The 2211-nt window shown below is 34.9% G+C and carries 3 protein-coding genes; 2 read left to right on the top strand and 1 reads right to left on the bottom strand.

Going from position 1 to position 2211, the window contains the following annotated elements:
- On the top strand, nucleotides 1-1461 hold a 1461-nt coding region (dnaK, locus tag AC30RD_RS08655; protein ID WP_489494102.1), incomplete at its 5' end, for a molecular chaperone DnaK.
- 35 nt (nucleotides 1462-1496) lie between these two features.
- On the top strand, nucleotides 1497-2021 hold the full coding sequence (locus AC30RD_RS08660; protein ID WP_489494104.1) for a DNA-deoxyinosine glycosylase: 525 nt from the start codon (nucleotides 1497-1499) through the stop codon (nucleotides 2019-2021).
- Here the strand turns inward: AC30RD_RS08660 and AC30RD_RS08665 are convergent.
- A partial coding sequence (locus AC30RD_RS08665) for a hypothetical protein (protein ID WP_489494105.1) occupies nucleotides 1968-2211 on the bottom strand: 244 nt, incomplete at its 5' end. The genes AC30RD_RS08660 and AC30RD_RS08665 overlap by 54 nt on opposite strands.

Genomic DNA, 2211 nt, shown 5'->3' on the forward strand with positions numbered 1-2211 from the left:
TTTAATGATGCCCAAAGAAAAGCTACAAAAGAGGCAGGGATAATTGCCGGTCTTAATGTTTTAAGAATTATAAACGAACCAACAAGTGCCGCGTTGGCTTACGGGCTTGATAAAAAAGAGGCCGAAAAGATCGTTGTTTACGATTTGGGTGGAGGAACATTTGATGTTACTATACTTGAGACCGGTGATAATGTTGTTGAAGTTTTGGCAACTGGCGGTGACGCGTTTTTAGGGGGAGATGACTTTGACAATAGAATAATTGATTGGCTTGTTGAAGAGTTCAAATCTGAAACTGGAATAGATCTAAAACAAGATGTAATGGCGCTTCAAAGATTGAAAGAGGCTGCGGAAAACGCAAAAAAAGAGCTAAGTAGCGCAACTGAGACTGAGATCAACCTACCTTTTATTACAGCTGATCAAACAGGACCAAAACATTTGGTTAAAAAATTGACAAGGGCAAAATTTGAAGGAATGATCGAAGATCTAATTGATCAAACTATTCAAAAATGTGAAGAGGTTTTAAAAGATTCAGGACTTAGCAAAGATGAGATTAATGAAGTAGTTATGGTTGGTGGTTCAACCAGAATACCTCTTGTTCAAGAAAAAGTAAAAGCCTTTTTTAACAAAGAGCTTAACAAATCTGTAAATCCAGATGAGGTTGTAGCGGTAGGTGCTGCAATACAAGGTGCGGTATTAAAAGGTGAGGTAAAAGATGTATTGTTGCTAGATGTTGTTCCTTTGAGCCTTGGAATAGAGACTCTTGGCGGAGTTATGACAAAGCTTATTGAAAAAGGAACAACCATCCCAACTAAAAAGACTCAGATTTTCAGCACAGCCGAAGACAATCAACCGGCAGTTACTATACATGTATTGCAAGGTGAAAGAGAGCTTGCAAAAGACAATAAATCTCTTGGAACATTTACGCTTGAAGGAATTCCACCGGCTCCAAGAGGAGTTCCTCAAATAGAGGTTACTTTTGATATAGATGCAAACGGTATTTTAACAGTTACCGCAAAAGATAAAGCAACAGGAAAAGAGCAGCAAATCAAGATCACAGGATCAAGCGGTTTGAGCGAAGAAGAGATTCAAAGAATGATTCAAGAAGCTGAAGCTCACAAAGAAGAGGATAAGAAAAGAAGAGAGTTGATCGAGACTAAAAACCAAGCTGACGCTTTGGCTTATCAAACAGAAAAGAGTCTAAAAGAGGCGGGAGATCAAATAAGTGCCGAAGATAAAGCCGCAATTCAAAAGGCTCTTGATGAGCTAAAAGAGGTTTTAAAAGACGAAAATGCGACAAAAGAGCAAATAGAAGCAAAAGTTCAAGCTTTAACTCAAGTTAGCCACAAATTAGCTGAGGCAATGTATAAAAAAGAGCAAGGTGCTCAAGCTGGGGCAGAAACTAAAGAGTCTCAAGGAAAAAAAGGTGGCGACGAAGAGGTGATTGACGCCGAAGTCGAATAAAAATCGGGCTTTTGCCCGATTTTACGGGAAAAAATATGGCAAAAACTTATCACCCATTTGAACCAATTATTGATAACTCTTCAAAGATTTTGATACTTGGAACTTTTCCAAGTATAGACTCTTTTAAAAACACCTTTTATTACGGAAATAGATTTAACCAATTTTGGAAACTAATATCTGCCGTTTTTGAAGAAGAAGAGCCAAAAAGCATCGAAGAGAAGTTAAAATTTTTAAAAAAACATCATATAGCTTTATGGGATGTTGTAAAAGAGTGTTTTAGAATAAACTCTTCTGATAAAAATTTAAAAGATATAAAAGTTAACGATATAAGATCTTTAATAAAAAAATATCCAAATATAAAAGCTATCTTTTTTACAAGCAGATTGGCTCAAAAAATATATAACCAACATTTTTCAGATATAAAATTACCCACATATTATCTTCCATCTCCATCTCCTGCATACCAAAAAATAGGATTTTCGGATAAATTAAAGGAATGGAAAAGATTAATCAAACTCTACTACGAAGATAGCGCTAAGGAAGAAAAGAAGAGTAGTTAAAAGAGGTAAAATTAAAAAATAAAATATTTTTGTTCTATTTAGCACCAAAGCAAAAAAGTTCCCCCACGCCCCAATTAAAGCCAATATATGAAATAAAAATATAGGTAGATAAATAAAAGTGTATCTACTAAAAATAGTTTCTGCTATTAAATATGCAAGTAAAAGAGAAAAATATAGACTCTTTTTAATA

Source organism: Nitrosophilus sp. (assembly GCF_982775275.1).